Raw genomic sequence first — 21,899 nt, forward strand, 5'->3', positions numbered from 1 at the left:
TTCAATAAGATCGAACTGCATTAGACTTTGTTTTCAACGGCTGAATGACTATGGTATTTGTTCCCTGAGTCTACACCGTTTGGGGATGAAAGTCACGCGAGTTACAATACAGGAAAGAGACACCGTTTCGGACCTCTCGATCTGATCGAATTTCATTATTTTAAGGAGAACCAGGGTGAATTTGGACGCGTTCACTCGCACAAGTGGTGAATGGCTGAGAGGGATCGGTCCGGACTCGGATATTGTCATGTCCAGCCGCATCCGATTGGCTAGAAACCTCGCACAGTTCCCCTTTATAAATCGCTGTACAGAATCGACTCTGGGCGAGATCGAGCAGCTGATGCGCCCGATCATCACGTCACTTTCCATGGAAGAAAAACTCTCCTATCTGGATGTTGACAAGCTGAGTAATCTGGATCGACAGTTCATTGTGGAACGACAGCTGATCAGCCGCGAACACGCCGAACGTAGTGGTCCGCGAGGCGTTGGTCTGGATAGTGAAGAAAATATAGGCATCATGGTCAACGAAGAGGACCATCTTCGACTACAGGTGCTTCGTAGCGGGTTTTCTCTAAATGAATGCTGGGAAACGATCAACCAGATCGATGATCTGCTCGAACAGCAGGTCACTTATGCTTTCAATGAAGAATTCGGCTATTTGACCGCTTGCCCGACGAACGTGGGCACCGGTATCCGAGTCAGTGTGATGCTGCATCTGCCGGCGCTGGTGATCACTAAAGAGATCCAGAAAGTATTCCAGGCGCTGCAGAAGATCAATCTGGCAGTACGTGGATTATACGGTGAAGGAAGCCAGGCCATGGGTGACTTCTATCAGATTTCCAATCAGGTCACGCTGGGACAAACCGAACAGCAGTTGATCGACAGCATCAAGGAAGTCGTCCCAAATATCATCTCTTATGAGCGTCGCGTCAGAAATTCGCTGATCAAAGAAAACCGCCAGGGATTACACGATCAAGTCTCACGCGCTTATGGTATTTTAAGCACCGCGCAGACCATCAGTTCAGAAGAAACCATGCACCTGCTCTCAAGCGTGCGGATGGGTGTGAATCTGGGGCTGATCGAAGACTTGCCAATCTCCGCCTTGAATGAGATGTTTATTTTTACCCAACCGGCTCACCTGCAGAAACTGCAAGGGGGAGAGTTGGAATCGAGTGAACGGAATGCGGCCCGCGCGAATTATCTCCGCCAACGGATCAGCGACGCCAGCAGCTCGAATTAAGCGGCCTTAACAATGAATTGACGTAACCTGTTATCAGGGCTGTGATGGGAATTCATGCGGTCCCAACACAGGAAATTGATTACATGCTCGACACAGGCTGGCGGGCAATGTTAAGATGTAAACGCGTTTTTCAGGAGGCTCTCTACGAGAGATTCTGTTTTCTGGTGACGAATGAAATCCGGTTCACGAGACACGCCACAACCCTCACTAATTTCGATAATAATTTCCCATAAATAAACACTCGCCCTTATCGATCGGGATACCACCATGCGAAAATTTGTCTGCGTTCTACTTACACTCCTCGCATTTTCCAGCAGCACAGTCAGCGCCCAGGAATTTCAGAACCTGTTTAACGGGAAAGACCTGAGCGGCTGGGCTGGAAAAGAGGGCTTCTGGACTGTTCAAGACGGTACCATTGTTGGTGAAACCACAAAAGAAAAACCGGCCAAACCGAATACCTTCCTCGTCTGGCAAGGGGGTGAGGTAGGCGACTTTGAATTCAAGGCCACCGTCCGATTCAAAGGGAATAACTCCGGCGTTCAATATCGCAGCGAACTGGTTGATCCTCCGAATTTTGCATTGAAAGGATATCAGGCTGATCTCCATCCAAAGCCAGAATATTTCGGCATGATGTATGGCGAGAGAACCGGCCGCGGGATTATCGCACAACGTTTCCAACGCGTGGAAGCAGGCGCAAAGGGGAAGCCGAAAGTGGTTGCTGAGATTGGCGACAAAAACCAGAAGCTCGTCGATTGGGAATGGAACGAAATTCGGATTGTAGCCGTTGGAAACCGCATGGTCCATCAGGTGAATGGTGTCAACACGATTGATCTGACCGATGACCATCCCGAAGCATTTTCCAAAGGCGTTCTCGGCCTGCAACTTCACGCCGGTCCGCCGATGAGAGTCGAGTTCAAGGATCTGCAATACCGTCCGTTGGCGGGTGACGAAGCGGCTGCGGTTCTCAAAGCGGCAGTGGAGAACACAAAAAAGGCACCAGCGTCTAAGAAAACGGCAGCAGCGAAATCGAAAAAATCTGGTCGGTTTGACTGGGTTTCAGAAAAGCCGGCTCCAGTCTGGGTCTGGCGCACGAACAATCCTACGGGAAATGAGCCGATTTACCTGCGTCAGAAATTCGAAGTCGCAGGCCCGATCAAAGCAGCACGCCTTTATTTTACCTGTGATAACCGGGCAACCGTCTGGATCAACGGGAAAGACGCGGGCACTGCAACCGACTGGGGCAACCCGGTCATGATGAGCGATGCCAAAAAGCTGATCCAAACCGGAATGAATCAAATTGCGGTCCAGGCAAAGAACAACGGCGGCGTTGCTGCGTTCGTATTGAAACTCGAAGTCGAAACCGCCGATGGCAAAAAACAGCAGATCATTTCCACGCCCGAATGGAAACTCGCCGACACCGAAGCCAAAGACTGGCAACTGGCCAGTTTCGACGATTCTGCCTGGAACCTGAAGTTGAAAAATATGGGGAACTTCGGAAGTGGTCCCTGGGGCAAACCGGGAATCACGACCCGTAGCGGCGGCGTTGACCTTGAGGAACTCACCGAGACCATCACTGTTCCTAAAGATTTCAAAGTCGAACTACTCTACGAAGTACCCAGCAACGAACAAGGGAGCTGGGTTTCACTGACGACTGACGGCAAAGGCCGCTTGCTGGCGAGCGATCAAGGCAACAAAGGACTCTACCGTATTACCGTTACTGAAGGCACTGAGGAACCACTGGTCGAAGTGGAAAAACTGCAGATCGATCTTTCAGGTGCACAGGGCATGACCTGGCACAACGATGCACTCTACCTTCACAAGAGTGGCGGCAACCTCTTTAAAGTGACCGATTCGAACGGTGATGACCAATTCGACAAAGCTGAGGCACTACCCAGCGAACGCAGTGGCGGCGAGCACGGAAACCATGCCGTGATCGTAGCTGAGGATGGAAAGAATCTTTATGTCATCGGCGGAAACCATGCATCCTTACCACCACAAGAGAGCATTGTTCGCTCGCATGTTCCGACCTGGGACGAAGATCTGCTTTTACCACGCGAATGGGACGCAAATGGACATGCCCGCGGCCGTCTTGCACCGGGTGGTTGGATTTCGAAATTCTCTCCAGAGACAAAGCAACATGAAATCATCTCAACGGGTTACCGCAACCAGTATGATATTGCCCTCAACCGATTCGGCGATCTCTTCACCTATGATGCCGATATGGAATGGGACCTCGGAACGCCCTGGTATCGTCCTACCAGAATCAACTGTGCCGTCAGCGGTTCAGATTACGGCTGGCGGAGTGGCTCTGGTAAATGGCCCGAATATTACGAAGACAGCCTGCCCGCCGTGGTGAATATTGGCCCCGGTTGTCCGACCGGTGTGATCAGCGGCCAGGGTACGAAGTTTCCTGCGAAATATCAGGACGCAATTTTCGCACTCGACTGGACCTTCGGCACGATCTATGCCATTCACCTTACTCCGGACGGTGCTGGTTACCGTGGCGAGCAGGAAGCATTCTGTTATGGCTCACCACTTCCTTTGACTGATGCGATAATTGGACACGACGGCGCGCTGTACTTTACCATCGGCGGTCGGGGTACCAAATCGGCACTGTTCCGCATCACCTATGTCGGTAACGAATCGACCAAACCAGTCACGGGAGAAATCGCGGGAGCCGACGCACGGAAACTTCGTCGCAGTCTCGAAGCGTTTCATGGCAAGCAGAACCCTGCTGCCGTCGATGCAGCTTGGCCTCACCTTTCCAGTTCCGACCGCTGGTTACGTCACGCCGCACGCATCGCAATTGAATCACAGCCCGTTGATCAATGGGCTGCGAAAGTCTTTTCAGAAAAGAACCCCCAAGCCAAAATTTCCGGCGCGGTCGCTCTTGCTCGTATGGGAAATAAAACACATCGTGATGCCCAAATCGCTGCACTGCTCGAACTGAACCCGGCTGATTTGAACGAAGCACAGTTCCTCGGTCTTCTGCGTGCCTATTCTCTGACCTTCATCCGTCTTGGTAAACCAACGGCTGAGCAACGCGAGCAAATCATCGCCGAACTCGACCCTTATTTGCCTAATAAGAGCAAGAATATCAACACCGAGTTGGTCCGCGTCTTAGTCTATCTTGAAGCACCGAATGTAATTTCGAAAGCCATTGCACTGATCACAAACCGTGGCGAGACTGAAGTACCCGACTGGACCGAACTCGCAGGTCGCAATAAAAATTACGGTGGTCGCGTGCTGGCAATGCTCGAGAATCATCCGCCGACGCACGAAGTCAATTATGCGTTCATGCTTCGCAACTTGCGTAAAGGCTGGACGATGGACCAGCGCCGCACATACATTAAGTTCATTAACTCCGCCGCAAAGTTTCCCGGTGGTAACAGCTATGCCAAGTTTCTCGGCAACCTGCGTGACGAGTTCCTCGGTTACATGAACAACGCCGATCGTGCCGCACTGGCCGATATCAGTGGCGAGAATTTCAATCCAGTTCCCGATTTCGAAATTACGCCGCCACAAGGTCCCGGCAAGATCTGGGCTATTGGAGAAGCAGGCCAACATACCTCTGGTGGCAAAATGAAAGCGGCTAGCTTTGAGAACGGTCGCAATCTGTTCCACTCGATGCGCTGTGCCGCGTGTCACCGGTTTGATGGCCTTGGCGGCGACGTGGGTCCGGACCTGACAACGGTTAAGAACAAATTTGATGCCCGCTACATTCTCGAATCCATCATCGAGCCGAGCAAGGTCATTTCGGATCAATATCAGTCATCGATGGTACTGACCGAGGATGGTCGTTCATTTACGGGACTCGTCTCGAAAGACGGCGACAAAGTAATCGTCTACCCGGCTGATGCGAAAGCCAAACCGATTGTCATCTCTGCCGACAATGTGGATGAGATCATGCCGTCCCCTGTTTCACAAATGCCAAAAGACATGTTGAATGCACTGAACGGCGATGAAATCCGGGACTTGATGGCGTATCTGCTGTCAGGTGGCGATCCGAAATCGCGAGTTTATAAATAAGAAGTGACGAAAGATCTGTCATATAGGAAAAAGCGAGCAGTGCGATTGTAAGGGAACCTGACCTTACAATCGCCCACTGCTACAATCGACCACTGCGAAATACGCCGTAGATCAACCAGATTCCTAACAGACTCGACATCATGAAAATCGGAATGCTGACATAAACCAGCCGCGTATCAGATGAAATCGTAATCGCGGAAGCCAGGATCAGAGAAGACATGACCATGCCGATGGCCAGCCGGTTTCCTGAACGGTCCATTTCAGTTGTCAGATGGTCAAACCCCTCGTGCTCCAGATGAATCCGGAGTTCATCGTCGCTCAATTTCCCCAACGTGCGGCCGATCTGCTCAGGCAGATCATGCATGACCTTCGAAAGACTGCAGGCTTCTGACCAGAAGCGTGTGGCGATCGCGCGAGGATGATATCGCTCAGAGGAAAGCTTATAAACATAAGGTTCCATTTCCTGCGCAATATTTAAATCTGGAGCCATACGAGCAGCAACACCTTCGAGCGTAATCAAAGCGCGAATCAGCAGCATGATATCGACGGGGCAACGGATTCGGTGAATTGCCAGAATGTTGATAAAGTCGGTCAACATTTTTCCGACGCTGATCTGATCCAGCGGGATACCATAATAATTTCCGATAAAGTCACGGAGATCGGCACGCAACAATTGATGATCAACGGCTCGTTTGGCTTTCCCAATATTCAAAACAACATCCACCAGTTTGGCGGAATCCTTCCTCGCGACATTTAACAGCAAGTCAACCAGTAAATCGCGGCGTTCTTCTTCAAGTATGCCAATCATGCCGTAATCGATCAGGCATAATGAACCATCGGGCAGAACTCGAAAATTTCCTGGGTGGGGATCGGCGTGAAAGATTCCAAATTCAAACGTCATTTTCATAAAAATGCGAGCGCCGTTGGCGGCAACTTCATGCGGACTGATCGGCAGATTTTTTAACTGTTCATCGTCATCAATCCGATAGCCGTCGATGTATTCCATCGTAATGATGTCGCCTTGTGTCATCTCCCAGTAAATCTTAGGAACATATAAAGTCGCATCATCTTGAAACAGGCGATAAAATTCGTCGGTCGAACGCGCCTCTCTCATAAATTGCAATTCCCGCCTGATTGTACGGGAAAACTGGTTGACCAGACCGACGGGATCAAATACTTCGGCATCAGGGAAATGGCGTTCAATCATCGTTGCCAGTTCGTACATCAAACTCAGGTCTTGTTCGATGACACGGTCGATGTCAGGTCGTTTAATCTTCACCACCAGCTCGGTGCCATCATGATGACGGGCTTTGTGTACCTGCCCCAGTGAACCGGCTGCCAATGGCTGTCGATCAAACTCAGCAAACAGGGTATCAATCGAACCGTCCAATTCCCGTTCCACAATTTTTATTGCGATCTCACTGGGAAAGGAAGGGACGCGTTCCTGCAGTTTTGACAATTCGTTGACGACATCCCGGGGAACGAGATCAGGGCGCGTACTCACAACCTGACCAAACTTGATAAACGTGACTCCCAGACTTTCGAGTGCGAGGCGAATTCGTTTCGCACGTGTCAACTTGATTTCAGGTTCTGTGCGTTTCCAGAACAGCAGCCGACGTCCCCAGCGCAGATACCGCCTGAGCCCCAGCTGATCAACCAGGTCATCAAAACCGTAATTCACGAGAACCGTGACAATCTCACGGCTTCTCCGTAAATTTCTTAATAACCGTAGTGGGTTCGAATCCAAGAGTTTCTCCTGCTTAGAAAGCGATCTCACGAATTTCCTCTTCGGTAAGCGCAGTCTGGTAGATCGGTTCGGTTTTACTTTTTATCTTAGCAGACTATAACAGACGTTCCTATGCAGCAAAGCCCCGATGTTATTAAAATAGAATTCCACGATATCTTGCCACAATTTACCTGGAACGCGGAGCCGGATACATGCGTTTTTTCAATTACTGTTTACTGACGATCCTCTGTTCGGCCTCCCTCTGTCAGGCTGGCGATTGGACGCAAATTCTAGGCCCTTATCGCAACGGTCATGCAGCAGGAGAGACCCTTGACTCAGCCTGGCCTGAAACCGGCCCCCCTGTCAAGTGGCAGCGTGGTGTCGGAAGTGGTTATGCCGGTATCTCGGTTTATAAGAAAACGGCGATCTTATTTCATCGCGTAGGCGACCTCGAAACGGTTGAAGCCCTCGATACTCAAACAGGGGAACCGCTTTGGAAACAGACCACCCCCATCAACTATAAGGGCTCCTTTAATCCCAATGATGGCCCGATTGCTGTCCCCTTAATTCACAAAAATCGTATCTATACTTTTGGAATTGCCGGCAATCTGCAGTGCCTGGATTTGGAGACCGGCAAGAAAATCTGGTCTCGCGATACCCACAAGGATTTCCAGGTCGGACAAGGCTACTTTGGCGTGGGCAGTACTCCGATTATCGTGGAAGACAGGTTGCTGGTAAATGTTGGTGGTAAACGCAAAAATGCAGGAATTGTCGCATTCTCACTCGACAAGGGATTTACTCTCTGGCAAACAATGCAGGATGACGCCAGCTACTCCTCGCCGACCTCTGCGTTTTTACACGGGCGTTTCTACGCGATCTTTATCACTCGTCAACATCTGGTTGGTATTGATCCTCAGAATGGAAATATCCTGTTTCAATTTCCATTTGGAAAGCGGGGACCGACGGTTAATGGTGCCGACCCGGTTGTGATTGGTAACTATGTGTTTGCAACAGCCAGTTATGGAGTGGGCGGATTCTGGGGTAAAATAGACCGTACAAATGCCAGCGAAGTCTGGCGCAACCAGCAAATCATGTCCAGCCAATATACAACACCCATCGAATACGGGGGAAAGTTAATCGGCATCGACGGTCGCCAGGACATTGGGACTTCACGGCTGATTTGCTTCGATCCTCAAACTCAGAAAGTAAACTGGTCTGAGGACAACTTTGGATATGCCACCTTGTTTGAAGCGGACAACAAACTGATTATGATGAAAACGGATGGCACACTGGTTCTGGCGGAAGCCTCGTTAGAAGCATATAAAGAACTCGGTCGTGCCTCGATTTTTAATTCAACAACTCGGGCTCTACCTGCGTTATCGAATGGACTTCTGTTTGTCAGAGACCAGAAGACACTGAAATGTTTACAGTTGAAGTCCGAAATCCCAGCTCCCGTCACAACCGAGAAATCTCCTTTGAAGTAAGGTCTGAATAGAAGAATGTCATCCAGCCGACGCCCGAATAGTGAAAAAGAGTTTGAACGAGCCCAGAAAGTCATCCCCGGAGGCGTAAACAGCCCTGCACGGGCCTTTGGCGCAGTGGGAGGCCATCCTGTTATTATTGATCGCGGAGAAGGACAATATCTCTACGACATTGATGGAAACCGATACATCGATTACGTCGGGTCCTGGGGGCCGCATATTCTGGGTCATCGACACCCCCGTGTCATGGCCAGCATCGAGGAAGCCCTTAAGAAGGGGACGAGTTTCGGCGCTCCCACGATACTGGAAACCGAACTGGCTGAACTCGTTGCAGAACTGGTGCCCTGTGTTGAAAAAATCCGTATGGTCAATTCGGGGACCGAAGCCGGGATGAGTGCAATTCGACTGGCACGTGGTTATACCGGTCGGGATAAAGTCATCAAATTTGCAGGCTGTTATCACGGCCACGCCGACAGTCTGCTGGTTCAAGCCGGAAGCGGCGCGCTGACATTAGGAACTCCTTCCAGCCCCGGCGTTCCACAGGGTTGTACCGCTGACACACTGGTGCTTGAATATAACGACGTTGAACAGCTCAAAGAAACGTTTACCCAAGTCGGCGATCAAATTGCCTGCGTTATTCTGGAACCCGTTGTGGGCAATATGGGAGTAGTGCTTCCGGAACCCGGATTCCTGGAAAGTGTCCGTGAACTTTGCACACAGCACGAGTCGGTTTTCATCATGGATGAAGTCATGACTGGTTTCCGCATTGCATTAGGTGGTGCCCAGCAGCGATTCAACATCATGCCTGACATCTGCATGTTAGGTAAAGTGATCGGTGGTGGCATGCCCGTGGGTGCTTACGGCGGCAAAGCGGAAATCATGGATGCGATTTCTCCCGTCGGCACCGTGTATCAGGCGGGAACACTCTCCGGCAACCCGATTGCAATGGCTTCAGGAATCGCCACGCTGGAATGCCTGAGAGAAACCAACCCCTATCATCAATTGGAAGAGAAGACACAACAGTTGACTAAGGGGCTTATTGCAGCTGCCACCAAAGCAGGCCTGGAGCATACGCTGGCCAAGTGTGGTTCCATGTTTACTCTATTTTTCAATCCGGAAAAAGTCACCAGCTACGCGATCTCAGCCCGAAATGACACCGCCCGATTTGCACGCTATTTTCAAGGCATGCTGGATCGGGGCATTTATCTTCCTTGCAGTCAGTTTGAAGCCAACTTCACTTCCACGATGCTGACTGAGGAAGACATTGTCCACACCATTCAGGCCGCTGAAGAAGTCCTGCAGGAGATTGCCTGAGAGGACTCGTTCTATTCAAGATGCTAAAATAACCGACTCACGGCGTGAAGTCGGTTGTTTCGTTGATATCCAGACAGAACGCTGCCAATAATTGTGCTGCGTGTTCGAGGTCTTCTAACGAGACCACTTCCACTGGACTATGCATATAGCGGTTGGGAATCGCTACGATCCCGGTCGCCATGCCTCCCTGATTCAATTGCATCGCGTTGGCGTCATTACCAGCCGGGCGGGCGATACTGTTAATCTGGTAGCTCAGTTCATTCTTAGTCGCCAGGTCTGACAGTGTTGCAAAAACCACCGGATTCACATTCGGCCCCCGATATACAACCGGCCCGCTACCGAGCTTGATATCACCATTTTCCTGCTTGCTGACAGCCGGGCAATCTGTCGAATGTGTGACATCGACGGCAATTCCAATTTCGGGTTGAATGGAGTAGGCACTGGTTTTTGCGCCGCGGAGGCCGATTTCTTCCTGGACGGTCGAAACAGAAAACACACCCACGTCTGGTGCTTTTTCACTGACTTGGCGCAATGCTTCCATCACAACCCAGACACCAACTCGATTGTCCATTCCGGGAGCAGACGCCAGCTGGTTCAACATAGGGCGGAAGCCGAGTTCGAAGGTAATCGGATCACCGATTCCAATCAGCGCGCGGGCTTCGTCTCCATTTTTAGCCCCGATATCAATCCAGAGGTCTTTAATTTCTGGAACCGTTTTTCTTTCTTCAGGAGTCAGCAGGTGAATGGCTTTCCGGGCAATCACCCCATGCACCGGACCAGATGCTGTATGTACCTGCATGTTCTGCCCGAGCAACATCTGGATATCCCAACCCCCGATCAGATTCGCCCAGAGATAACCATCATCATCGATATATTGCACTAACAAGCCAATTTGGTCGCAGTGTCCGGCCAACATCACCCGTCGTTTGGCACCAGGATTCACGGCGGCGATCACATTTCCGTGCAGGTCTGTTTTTACTTCATCTGCAAATTCGCCAACGTACTCGCGAACTACTTCCTGAATGGGTCCTTCGTAGCCAGAAGGAGCTGGTGAGTGAAGCAGTTTCTTCAAAAAATCTAGCGATTGTGCGTCCATGAAAACATTCCCGGAAGATTGAGGGTTTTAACTTCTATACGAAATAGCACCTCTCATATTCCTGATGTGTGCTACCCCAGAAGCCGTTTATAAGTGGCTTAATTCTAGTGACTTATGATATTTTTTCAATCCGCGTTTTGAATTGACGATGAAATGAATTTTGGCCAGAGTTACTGACAGATTCAGATAACGAAGAATTGTACAAAAAGTCCCGCACATCCCAGGAATCTTTAAGCTAAGCTTTCAATATGATTAGAGCTAACTTAGCGAGATAAATCCTGACTCGAAGCTCACTTCCTGACAGAAAATAGCTGTGACGATTCGCATTGAATGTCTGGAAGCGAACAAATAATGAAAGCGATGGCAGGTTGTCTCATTTTCGCAGAATGATACTGAGGGCAAAATAATGGACTGGACAAAATTACGCAAAGAACTGATTGGTGAGGGAAAGCAAAGTCCTCTTCCTTCTTCAATCAAGCTTCCGATGTTGCCCAAAGCCGTGATGGAATTTTCACGAAAGGCAGAAGATCCCAAATCGACGCCTAGAGAACTCAGTAAAATTATTGAAACCGATGCCGGGATTTCCTGCGAATTATTGCGGATGGTCAATTCCAGCGCATTCGGTTTACGCCGAAAAGTCTCATCAATTCAGCAAACAATCACACTGCTGGGAATTCGTTCGACCAAACTCTTTCTGGTCACCACCGGATTGAAGCAGGCGATGTCGTCCAATGACTCAAAGCTGATCAATTTGCCGAACTTCTGGAGTACGAATCTGGAGCGGGCCTTGACGGCGCGGGAAGTGGCACGGCTGATGAAAGTCGATCCCGATGTAGCATTTTCCGCAGCCATGCTTCAGGATTTTCTATTGCCGGTCTTATCGAAAGAACTTTTTGACCTCTATCTGCAATTCACAATCAACCAGGATAATGATCCCTGTCTTTTAAAAGAATACGAACGCAGGCACTTCACCTGGGACCACTGTGCGGCTGCTGCCAATGTGATGCTGGACTGGTCTTTCCCTGACGATCTGATTTGCTCTGTCTACCTGCACCATGAAGGTCTGAAGCTGCTTACAGACTCGCAACTGGGTAAAACCCCCGCTGCCGCCGTGGCCGTTGCGTCGTTGATCCCTGATCCTCTGAGACAGGACCCGAACGGGTTAAATCAACTGTTGGCGCTGAATGAAGCCTGGGATGAGTTCCATTTGTTTGAGATCGCAGAAAAGATTGACAGTGAACTCAGAGAAGAATCAACGGCAGCCAGTAATTATCTCTCTTTGAAGAATCGTCTGGAAAAGCACGCTGTGCTGGTTGAGAACGAATAGACTCTGAGATCAGATCTCTCTCTTCAGATGGCTGGCTAACAATTCGCGTAACGCTTCATATCCTTATGAAACGGTTGTGGAATAGTCACTCGATTGTTTCAGGCTTTTCTCCCACTTTTCCTTCTCTGCTAGAATTTGCTCTTCGGTTGCTTTTTCCTGATCGATGGCCAGGTCGCTTTTTAATAGAAAGCGTCCGTCCTCGGTATGCTGGCAAAACTGTTTGAACCAGAGCATGCTGGCTACGTTTGGTTGCGGACTGTAAAGCGTGACCGCGATCCCTTTTTCATAGAGATCGTAGAGCATTCCGAAAAAACCACTCGGAATATATTTCACAAACGTCAGCTCGACACCAATCGATTTACATTTCTCCTTATCGACCAGACGTGTCAATGTTTCACGCAGCAAGGCCAGATCTGCTCCGTCCCAGATTTCCATTGTCCCGAAATCTAGAACAGTCACTCCTTCACGCACGTAGACGCTCATTCGATCGCGTTTTGATGCCATGCTGTCGTTCTCTCTTTCTGCTTGTTGAGTATCAATGCTGTTGAACAGTGAACTGTTAAGAAGATTGAATAGACGCAAAGAGCGGACCATTTTTGTTCCGAATTGTTTACTCCCCGTTTACATAATCGATAAACCACTGATATAAATAGATTTATGAATTATTCACCCTTATCAGATTCATCTTCTCTTAACAGGGACTGTTGTGTTTTTTCTACATCGGGACAACGCATGGTGTAAAAAGACATCACGACTGGTCTGAATGTTGAAACATTCTGAAGTGTCAAGCCTTTTTGCTCTGCTGCAATTACTAATCATATCTACGATCAGCAGGCGTCAAGCGTTGGATTTTAGCAACACGAAACAGGAGCCCGAGGGGACGTTTGAACGTGAATAATCTAACAGGCAAAGGTACGGGACTGTACAAGCAGCAAACCGCCTGAGCACAAATCAGAACGATTTCGTTGATCGTCAGCAGACGATTTTACTTTGAGGGCGTCGGGGGTTTCTTCGGCTTCTGGTTGAAATTGCGAATCGAATCAGGAATCTGAGTCTGCATCTCAACGTACAATTTCTTCAGTCGCGCAACGACACTTGGATTCTGTTTCGCAACGTTGTGTTGCTCACCTGGGTCGTCTTCGAGATTGAACAACATCATCGGCTCGGGCTGATCTCCGGTTAACAGTCCCGGTGGCAGATCGGGCATGGCCTGTTCATAAGGGGCAATGATTGTCACACCGTCGGGGCCGCGGGGATCAACCCAGTCTTTGCCCTGTTTGGCGAGAAGCTGTCGCGGAGATTGTTTCACATGCAGTTTCCAGGGACCACTGCGAACGGTAAACAGGAAGTTGCCCTTCATCGAATACAAGGCTTCATGCTGTGACTCTGCTTGTTCTGCCAGGACGGGAAACAGATCTTTGCCATCAATCACCCGGTCGGCGGGCAATTGGATTCCAGCTTGTTTCAAGATCGTGGGGAAAATATCAATTGAGCCACAGTTGACATCAATGACTTGTCCCTTCGGGATTTTTCCCGGCCAGCGGGCAATCATAGGCACCCGCAGACCTCCTTCCCAACTGGTCGACTTCATCCCGGAGAGCCCCGCTGTATGACCTCCAAACCAAGGACCGTTATCCGATGTGAAGATCACGAAAGTATTTTCATCCAGATTTAGTTCCTTGAGCGTCTTAAAGATCTCGCCGACACTCCAGTCCAGTTCTGCAATCACGTCGCCGTAAAGACCCGCTCCACTCTTTTTGTAGAACGCTTCCGAAGCCGCCAGCGGTTTGTGAGGCATCGCATGAGGCAGATACAGAAAGAAAGGACGTTTCTGATTTTCTCGAATAAATTCCACTGCACGGTCCGTGTATCGTTTCGTCAGATTCGCCTGCACGACCGGATATTCAAGGATCTCTTCCCCTTTGATTAAATTGACGGGGCGCATGTCGTTCGAATACAGAATCCCCAGATAGTCATCAAATCCGTGCCGTGTGGGATAAAATTGGGGATCATGCCCCAAATGCCATTTGCCGACACAGATCGTCGCATAACCATTCTGTTTTAACTTTTCGCTCAGCAGAATTTCACTGTCGGCGATTCCGACTCCGTTTCGAAACTGGCCTCCATCGGGGGCAGGATTAAACCAGACACCATGTCGCCAGGGATAGCGCCCCGTCAACAGAGTCGCTCGCGAGGGAGCACAATAGGGCACGGGGACATTGAACTGAGTCAAACGTGCGCCTTCGGCTGCCATTCGATTTATATTCGGAGTTTTAAACCGGGGATGGCCATAACATTCCAGATCACCATAACCCAGATCATCCGCAAAAATCACGATGAAGTTCGGTTTTACTTTTGCTTCCGCAGCGACGAGAGCCTGCTGAGAGCAGAGAAGCAGGCAGACGAGATAAACGATGATTCTTGGAACGGACATCAATGTGGATTCCTGTTTGAATGGGAGCACTGTTTTCAACACAAGAACTGTCAACGTGGTGATTTTCGATACATTCAGCATAAAAACTATCGAATCCAAAGTAAACAAAGGAACGATTCAGCGACAGCGACTTGTTTTAAAGTATCAAAACGGCCCAAATGAGTGACGCCAGGTCATCGATTCCATCTTGAGCCAATCGGTAATATCCACTATTTATCGCACTGACAGGCCGAAACGCGCAGCTGAAACTGCTTCACTCTGCAAGGACGCACGATGAACACTTCAAAATTCGTTATTACACTGGCATTAATGGGATTCACTCTCACCGGGTGTAGTGGCGCCAAAGACTCCAAATCTGACAGAATGCCTGAACAATCGCAACAGCAGGCAGAAAGTCCGATACCTGATTCGGCAGAACCGTCGGCGGAGGAGCAGGCCGACTCCCATCCCGCCATGCCCGTGCATGGGAAACAAAAACATGAGACAGTCCGCGTGTTTTATGGCACTGATCGCAACCTGACCGGTTCCACTCAGCCCAAGGAGTTTTTTGGTGCAGAACGCGCCAGCCTGTCACTCGGTTTCTGTGATGTCAGCATCCCCCAAAACCATCGGGAAGGGAAACTGGAATCTCCCAAGATCTGGAAGTTGGAATTTCGCGAAAATCCCGATAAACACGTTGTGCTTAAATCGGTAGAGCCTGCATCCGGTCCCGAGTTTCTCACGTCCCTGCGCGACACCATACAGAACTCAATCGAAGTCGAACAGACTCCTGCCGGAGAAGTCAGCAGGGGCGGTGAAGCGTTTGTTTTTATCCACGGCTATAACAACTCGTTTGAAGATGCCGCACGCCGAACGGCACAAATCGCCTATGATTTGAAATTTAAGGGTGCTCCTTTAATGTATAGCTGGCCGTCCAAAGCGAAAGGGACACTCTGGGCTTACAAAGAGGATGCTCGAACTGCACAGTGGTGTGAAGAGAATGTGACTCTGTTCATCGAAGCCATTGCCCACGAATCGGGGGCGCGCAAGATTCATCTGATTGCGCATAGTATGGGGAATCGGGTATTGTCACGTGCTTTGAAAAAGATTTCGCAAAAGCTGGCAGGCTCCGATAAAACGCAGCCGCTGTTTAATGAAGTGATTCTAACTGCTCCGGACATCGACGCGCAGGTTTTTAAAGATTCAATCGCCCCCCATATTGTCCAGACCGCTAATCGATTCACCATTTATTCCTCTTCGGATGATCTGGCATTAAAAGCGTCCCGGGTTATCAATTCGTTCTGGCATCAACGACTGGGAGAAGGAGGATCCTATCTGACTGTGTTCCCGAAATTTAAGCAGATCAATGTTGTTGATGCTTCTGACATCGATACGAATCTGTTTGCATTAGGACACTCTTACCATGCAGACAATGTCTCTGTTCTAGGAGACGTGAAACAGGTCTTTCAGGGCATCCCCGTCAACGATCGTGGTCTACGATCCCTGCTGGAAAACCTTGCCTGGAAATTCCAAAGCAAACGCAGTCTTCTGGGACGTGCGTTCCGCGGCACGTTTCGCTAAACCGCTTCCCATCAATACCACAAAAAAAAAGAGCACTCAGAAAAGAATTTCAATAAATTCGTTCTCTGTGTGCTCAATGTTTCAATACAGCCACTTTAGGGGCCGATTCAGTTTAACCGAGGGGGAATGGCTCCGGTTCCAACATGAATGGGAACACACGAATCGGTTCGCCCATTGTCAAATCATCGGGATAACGCAACTGGGCAGCACGGTCTGCGGCAAATTGCAGCTTGGTCAATTCCAGACCACAATAATGGTCGGCGTTGGATTCTGCAGCGACATCAGCGAAGACTTCGCCGGCTGAAGCAGCATGACGCCGGACGCCGTGAATACTTCCTTCCCGAACCTTGATTCCGGCAGCGGACAGTTTCACGAGTCCTTTTAAGAATCGGCCCGGAATTGAATCGGGACCACAGACGCGTAACAGGCGTTCCCATTCATCGTGGGCTTCCCAGTAGAATCCCAGATTAAAATAATCAATGGCGTTCAAATAATTACGATGCTCCACCCAGTTTTCCTCGGTCAACGCCTTGGGGGGTTTGGGTTTGTTACCGTAGCTGTGTCCCTTCGGGTCGCGATAAGGATGCGGCAAGTTCTTTCCGGGAACAAAAGTATATTCTGGCAGCCGGGACGAAGGTAATAAACGCACAACATCAGCAACAGGATAAACCATCCTTTAAAATCTCCAATTTCTCTTTTACTAGCTTAGGTCAACAGACTCTCAGACCATCGACACACCTAATTCCGTGTGATGATGATTTCGAGTGAAAGGGTTATGTCAGGTCAAATCTAACTTATTTATTCATAAGAGGTTCCGTAACGATAGCGCTAAACCTCATTCAATGGGGCTCCGCCCTCTCTCTACATACAGAGTGGCTCGTAATCAACTCAAGTGACAACATCTCAACCAATGAAGCATTGAGTAAAGGGGCAGGAAACTGAAAAACAAGCTGTCATCGCCTGTTTAACAAGCCTTAGAGTGCCATCATATACGAGCATTTTCTAACATAAAGAGCAGATTTTACAATTTGGCGTATTTTCACGAATTTCACCGTTTTCTGGTTCTAATCAGGTGAAATAGTGATGAAAGTGGAGTCCTGCTGCCCCCGACAGCGAGCAGAAACAGACTTGGAGGTCTTTTTACTGAAACGGCTTACACTGCTAATCCTCACTGCAGTAAGGGTTACCCCGTGAGATGGCCCTCACTGTGTGGGAGCAGCCTCCTCAGTTGCTTTCTGGCGAGCTTCTTCTGCACGGATTTTTCGGGCAGAGATGCTACGAAATTCCCAAGGGAGCTTGCTGTTTTCCGGCAGGGAATCCAGCACCCGTTTCAGCTGTGCATAAGACCCCAGACTTATGAGATCCTTTTGCATGAGTTTGGACCCTGTCAGGTCATGCTGTTCCAGTGGGTCTTCTGAAAGGTCGTAGAATTCGCCGGAGGAATAGAGTTTGAATCTCTGATCGCGTACAACACGTTGTTTGTAATACTGAGTCAGGCACCAGGGACGCCTGGTTTGTTTGAGAGGTTGATTCAAAATTTGGGGGGCGAATGATCTCCCATCGATCGTGACCCCTTCAGGAAGCGGCGCTTTTGCCAGATCCGCCAACGTTGGCAGGATATCCGAGACATCAATCAGGTCATCACTGATTCGCTCTGTGCCCACCAGTTGGGGACAGTTCACAATCAACGGCATATTGATCCCCTGCTCTTTCAGCGAATAAATTCCCTCGCCGGAAATACGACCGTTGATGCGGCCTCCCAGGCTTTGTTCCGCATTCTGATCAGTCCCGTTGTCGGTGCCATTATCGGGAACAATAAACAGAATCGTATTGTCCCGAATCCCGAGCTCGTCCATCGCTTTGACCAATCGGCCGATCAGGTGGTCCGAGTAATTCAACATCCCCGCAAATTTTTCACGGGCCGTCAGTTCTTCCCCCAGATTATGTGGCGTGTGCACCACAGGGATATGCGTCAGGATCGCGGAATAGTAGGCACAGAAAGGACGGTCGCGATGTGTTTTCATATACTCAATCAGATAATCCGTAAAAATATCGGGGCCGAATTTCCCTTTGGTATCCAATCGCTTGCCGTTTTGAATGACGTAAGGATCCCAATAACGTTTTTTATGTGCCGGGTGACCTTTCTTGCCTTCGGGGAAGATACAGTACTCTTGGAATCCATGTTGTGTGAGGGCATTCTTCTGCTTTGGATCAAACAAATCATTGATCTGCCATTTCCCTGAGATGCAGGTGTCATAACCCGCATCTCTCAAGATGCGAGCAAAACAGATTTCCCGGTTCCAGTCGAAGTAACCGCCGCCGTAGATTGCCGGATCATGATGTGTATGCCAGCCGGAGCGAAAAGGATAGCGGCCCGTGAGCAACATATGCCGCGTCGTGCTACAAACTGGCGTCACATAACAATTCCGAAACCGCAGTCCGGTATAAGCCAGATGATCAATATTCGGAGTCTGATTTTCCTCGCTGCCGTAACAACGAAACCAGTCTTTACCGACATTATCGAGCAGAATGAAGATGATATTCGGTCGTTTGTCTTTCTTTCCTTTCGCAGCATGCGCGGGCAGATTAATGACAAGAACAAAGCTGATCAGACAGACAGTTTGAATCAAACGTTTCATAAGATTTTCAATTCTCATTTTGGAGCGCGAGTTTCATTTCTGCAGGGTCTACCTGAATCACGGCTGCCGTTTGTCCGCGCATTTTCTGAATTTCTGGAATCACTTTCTGAGTCGCGATATACCAGGCCATGCCCAACAGTAACAGGAAACCGATGCCCGCTAAAATATTCATCACCGGTCCATTCCGATGTTCGCCCATCACTTTTTTACTGCTGGTTAATAATAGCAGCGCCCCCGCTGCCAGAGGTGCAGCAACCACCGTCACAGCTTGTGCCGCCACGATTGCTACGACAGGTTTCGTTCCCGATTCGATCACATACATCGCAACGAACATCCCGATGAGTAAAACCGCCGCCGTCAGAATTCGCGTCGATTTATCTTGAGGCGTCCCGCCCAGCCCGAGACTGTCAGAAAGAATAAAGCCGCCGATCATAGAATTCACGATGAAAGAAGAATAGGCAGCTGAGAACAGACCGATACAGAACAGAATCTGACCTTTGTCGCCGAATAGTGGCTGTAAGGCATTTCCGACATCAACAACGCTATTCAACTGCTGTCCGCGGAGCTCAGCGGCTGCGGTAGACATGAGCATGATCGTAATCAACGCCATGATCGTCGCACTGATACAGGAATCAATGCGTCCATCTTTCAGGTCTGCAACCTTCCAGCCTTTGAAGCGTGCGAGATAGGATTGATAAAAGGCGGCAGTAATCACAAATGTGGTACCGACAAGCCCCAAGAGAGAAATATTCAGAATCGAATCGACCCCACCTCCTCCATAACCGGGGATCACACCTTCTGCCATTTCCACAAGATTCGGTTTGGCAAAAATGAGATTGACGGCAAAGGAAATCAGCATCAGCGCGACGAAGACTGACATCAGCCGCTCGACCAGTTTATACAGATTCTTAAAGCCGAACAAAAATGCAATTGAAATCGCATTAAAAAAAACGATCCCGTATTTTAGATTTGTATAACTCTCGATCGCTGAATGCACACCCAGATTATTACCAAACTGATAGGCGGCGGAAATGAAAAAGACTCCACAACCAATCAAAATCGTTAACGGCCTGCCCACGGTTTTGGCCAGCAGCGTACACGTCGATTCGTTGGTCACCGTCCCCAGCTTGGCTCCCAGTGAGGTGTAGACCAGCATAAAGGCCACCGAAATCAGCACGACCCAGATCATGCTGTATCCCTCTTTCGCTCCGAGGTTGGAACTGGTCAAAATACTACCGGGACCAATCACCACACAGGCAGTAACTAAACCGGGACCAATCCGCTGCCACCAGTGTGGTCTGACTGTCGTTGCTTGTTCTTCACTCACGTTACCGGGTATCCTTATGGTGTCGCTCAGAGTAGGTCTAACAAAACATATGTGTTATTTATTATGCGAATCTGACTGTGTTACACAATCCAATTTACAGTTTGTCCGGTTTTATTTTGGAAACAGTCGTTGTACTATTTAAGATAGATTACTGGTCTGCTCCTCATTAAACAGGACTGCCCGTCTCAAGAAGCGGCTCGAGGTCACATTAAAATAATGTACGATAAGGATTGTCTCGTGAAATTTTTTCTGAACGCCTTTTGCCTGATCGGATTACTATCAGGGCTCTTTATGGAATCGGAATCGGCTTCTGCCGCACAACAAGCAAAGCAGCCCAACTTCATTGTTATCTTCTGTGACAATCTCGGCTATGGTGATATCGAACCGTTCGGCTCCACCGTCAACCGTACTCCCTGCTTGAACCGAATGGCCAGAGAAGGGCGCAAGTTTACCCATTTCTGTGTTACCGCTGGCGTCTGCACGCCATCTCGTGCTTCGATTATAACTGGCTGTTATTCTCAACGTGTGGGCATGCACTGGAATCCGCGTGATGGTCAGGTACTGCGACCAATTTCTCCTTACGGCTTAAACCCAGAGGAAATAACAGTTGCCGAAGTCTTGAAGAAACAGGGATACAAAACCGGCATGATCGGGAAATGGCACCTGGGAGACCAACGGCCTTTTCTACCGACAAAACAAGGCTTTGATTACTTTTATGGTATTCCCTACAGCGATGATATGACACAAGCCGTCGGAAAACGGATCGGCGATCGTCTGGACGGTAACCGCTGGCCTCCCCTGCCTGTGATGTTGAATGATAAAGTCATCCAAGCAGGTGTCGACCGTAACCTGCTGACCAAAGATTACACGGAAAAAGCGGTCGAGTTCATCGAACAGAACAAAGACCAACCATTCTTTCTCTATTTCCCGCAAGCCATGCCCGGCAGTACAAGTAAACCGTTCGCCAGCGAAGCCTTCCGTGGTAAAAGTAAAAGTGGTCCTTGGGGAGACAGTATTGAAGAGCTCGACTGGTCGACCGGGCAGCTTCTCGACAAGCTGGTCGAACTGGGAATTGATGATCACACGCTGGTGATCTGGACATCAGATAATGGCTCGCCGATGGCTAAAGATATGAGCAGCACAGCCCGCGGCACCAACAAGCCACTCAACGGTCGCGGCTACACTACTGCCGAGGGTGCCTTCCGCGTTCCCACGATCCTATGGTGGCCAGGAAAAGTTCCCGCGGGAACCGTTTGTGACGAACTGGCAACCACCATGGATCTGCTGCCGACGTTTGCCCTGCTCTCTGGTGGAAAAGTTCCCTCTGACCGCATCATTGACGGTCACGATATTCGTCCATTGATTGAAGGCGAGAAGGGTGCGAAAACACCGTACGACGTCTTTTACTATTATGCGATGGAACAACTACAGGCCGTTCGCAAGGGTCCCTGGAAATTGTTTGTGCCTTTGAAAGAATTCAGCCGACACCCTCACTTCAAAAAAGGAGCGGGTTCAAATCCACTGTTATTCAACGTGGTCACCGACATCAGTTCCGAACACAATGTCGCTGATCAACACCCCGAAATTGTTAAGGAACTGATGGCTCTGGCCGAAAAAGGACGCGCTGACCTGGGCGACACGAATCGTCCCGGTGCTAACCAGCGTCCGGCGGGAAAAATTGACAACCCCGTTCCTCCCACACTGAAAACAACCTCCACGAAATAGT

At 49.5% G+C, this 21,899-nt stretch carries 14 protein-coding genes; 7 read left to right on the top strand and 7 right to left on the bottom strand.

The window, feature by feature from the left end; genetic code table 11:
- The first annotated feature begins 175 nt into the window (after positions 1 to 175).
- Entirely contained in the window at positions 176 to 1,240 is a 1,065-nt protein-coding gene (locus AAC022_RS02395; RefSeq protein ID WP_339727596.1) for a protein arginine kinase, read from the top strand.
- A 267-nt stretch (positions 1,241 to 1,507) separates the two neighbouring features.
- Positions 1,508 to 5,269 (top strand): family 16 glycoside hydrolase, encoded by a 3,762-nt coding sequence (locus AAC022_RS02400; protein ID WP_339727598.1) that lies wholly within the window; start codon positions 1,508 to 1,510, stop codon positions 5,267 to 5,269.
- A 79-nt stretch (positions 5,270 to 5,348) separates the two neighbouring features.
- Here the strand turns inward: AAC022_RS02400 and AAC022_RS02405 are convergent, their stop codons facing one another.
- Positions 5,349 to 7,016, bottom strand: a complete 1,668-nt coding sequence (locus AAC022_RS02405; protein ID WP_339727600.1) for an AarF/ABC1/UbiB kinase family protein — start codon at positions 7,014 to 7,016, stop codon at positions 5,349 to 5,351.
- 191 nt (positions 7,017 to 7,207) lie between these two features.
- Here AAC022_RS02405 and AAC022_RS02410 point away from each other — a divergent pair, with 191 nt between their 5' ends.
- Positions 7,208 to 8,479 (top strand): PQQ-binding-like beta-propeller repeat protein, encoded by a 1,272-nt coding sequence (locus AAC022_RS02410; protein ID WP_339727602.1) that lies wholly within the window; start codon positions 7,208 to 7,210, stop codon positions 8,477 to 8,479.
- Positions 8,480 to 8,494: 15 nt separating this feature from the next.
- A complete protein-coding gene (gene hemL / locus AAC022_RS02415) occupies positions 8,495 to 9,790 on the top strand; it encodes a glutamate-1-semialdehyde 2,1-aminomutase (RefSeq protein WP_339727604.1) in 1,296 nt (431 codons plus the stop codon).
- Positions 9,791 to 9,827: 37 nt separating this feature from the next.
- Here the strand turns inward: hemL and AAC022_RS02420 are convergent, their stop codons facing one another.
- Positions 9,828 to 10,886: a M42 family metallopeptidase gene (locus AAC022_RS02420; protein ID WP_339727606.1), complete on the bottom strand. Its 1,059-nt coding sequence runs from the start codon at positions 10,884 to 10,886 to the stop codon at positions 9,828 to 9,830.
- A gap of 406 nt (positions 10,887 to 11,292) precedes the next feature.
- Here AAC022_RS02420 and AAC022_RS02425 point away from each other — a divergent pair, with 406 nt between their 5' ends.
- Positions 11,293 to 12,213, top strand: coding sequence for an HDOD domain-containing protein (locus tag AAC022_RS02425; RefSeq protein WP_339727608.1), 921 nt, complete (start codon positions 11,293 to 11,295; stop codon positions 12,211 to 12,213).
- Between the two features lie 63 nt (positions 12,214 to 12,276).
- Here the strand turns inward: AAC022_RS02425 and AAC022_RS02430 are convergent, their stop codons facing one another.
- Positions 12,277 to 12,717 carry a hypothetical protein gene (locus tag AAC022_RS02430; protein ID WP_339727610.1) on the bottom strand — a complete coding sequence of 147 codons (441 nt, stop codon included), beginning with the start codon at positions 12,715 to 12,717 and terminating at the stop codon, positions 12,277 to 12,279.
- 481 nt (positions 12,718 to 13,198) lie between these two features.
- A complete protein-coding gene (locus AAC022_RS02435; protein ID WP_339727612.1) occupies positions 13,199 to 14,647 on the bottom strand; it encodes a sulfatase-like hydrolase/transferase in 1,449 nt (482 codons plus the stop codon).
- 273 nt (positions 14,648 to 14,920) lie between these two features.
- Between AAC022_RS02435 and AAC022_RS02440 the strand changes: the two genes are divergently transcribed.
- A complete protein-coding gene (locus tag AAC022_RS02440) occupies positions 14,921 to 16,207 on the top strand; it encodes an alpha/beta hydrolase (RefSeq protein WP_339727614.1) in 1,287 nt (428 codons plus the stop codon).
- Positions 16,208 to 16,319: 112 nt separating this feature from the next.
- On the opposite strand, the gene AAC022_RS02445 is transcribed toward AAC022_RS02440, so the two are convergent.
- The 3 genes from AAC022_RS02445 to AAC022_RS02455 form a co-directional block, all read right to left on the bottom strand.
- The gene (locus tag AAC022_RS02445; RefSeq protein WP_339727616.1) at positions 16,320 to 16,880 is read right to left on the bottom strand and encodes a DUF309 domain-containing protein; all 561 of its coding nucleotides are present in this window, start codon (positions 16,878 to 16,880) and stop codon (positions 16,320 to 16,322) included.
- 529 nt (positions 16,881 to 17,409) lie between these two features.
- Entirely contained in the window at positions 17,410 to 18,846 is a 1,437-nt protein-coding gene (locus AAC022_RS02450) for a sulfatase-like hydrolase/transferase (RefSeq protein ID WP_339727618.1), read from the bottom strand.
- A 7-nt stretch (positions 18,847 to 18,853) separates the two neighbouring features.
- Positions 18,854 to 20,173 carry an Nramp family divalent metal transporter gene (locus tag AAC022_RS02455; RefSeq protein WP_339727620.1) on the bottom strand — a complete coding sequence of 440 codons (1,320 nt, stop codon included), beginning with the start codon at positions 20,171 to 20,173 and terminating at the stop codon, positions 18,854 to 18,856.
- 237 nt (positions 20,174 to 20,410) lie between these two features.
- Here AAC022_RS02455 and AAC022_RS02460 point away from each other — a divergent pair, with 237 nt between their 5' ends.
- Positions 20,411 to 21,898 carry a sulfatase gene (locus AAC022_RS02460; RefSeq protein ID WP_339727622.1) on the top strand — a complete coding sequence of 496 codons (1,488 nt, stop codon included), beginning with the start codon at positions 20,411 to 20,413 and terminating at the stop codon, positions 21,896 to 21,898.
- The last annotated feature ends 1 nt before the right edge of the window (position 21,899 follow it).

It is taken from the genome of uncultured Gimesia sp., assembly GCF_963976445.1.
Lineage (GTDB): Bacteria > Planctomycetota > Planctomycetia > Planctomycetales > Planctomycetaceae > Gimesia.